The sequence below is a fragment of the Pseudomonas sp. BJa3 genome (genome assembly GCF_026343815.1).
Lineage (GTDB): Bacteria > Pseudomonadota > Gammaproteobacteria > Pseudomonadales > Pseudomonadaceae > Aquipseudomonas > Aquipseudomonas soli.
Window position 1 is genome coordinate 1 of sequence record NZ_JAOXMC010000297.1, and the last position, 261, is coordinate 261.

The following is a 261-nucleotide window of genomic DNA, read 5'->3' on the forward strand; positions in this document are numbered from 1 at the left end:
GGGTTGTTCCTGCGGGGCATGCGGCACCCAGCCGTCCGGCGTGATGACGGCGTCGAGGCGGAAGTCGTGGGCGGCCGGTTCATAGCCGGGGTCCAGCTCGCCGCAGCTCCAGGCCACGCCGATGGTGGTGAAGGCGTGGCCGCGCTCGCGCAGCGCCGCCAGCGTGCGGTCGTAGTAGCCGCCGCCGTAGCCGAGCCGGTCGGCGAATTCGGTGTAACCCAGGGTGGGGACCAGCAGCACGTCGGGCAGCACCTCGGCCCC

General features: G+C 73.2%; 1 protein-coding gene. It reads right to left on the bottom strand.

Annotation, left to right across the window (positions count from 1 at the left end; translation table 11 throughout):
• Window positions 1-261: 5-formyltetrahydrofolate cyclo-ligase (locus OH705_RS27775; RefSeq protein ID WP_323873513.1), on the bottom strand; the 261-nt coding region annotated here is incomplete at both ends.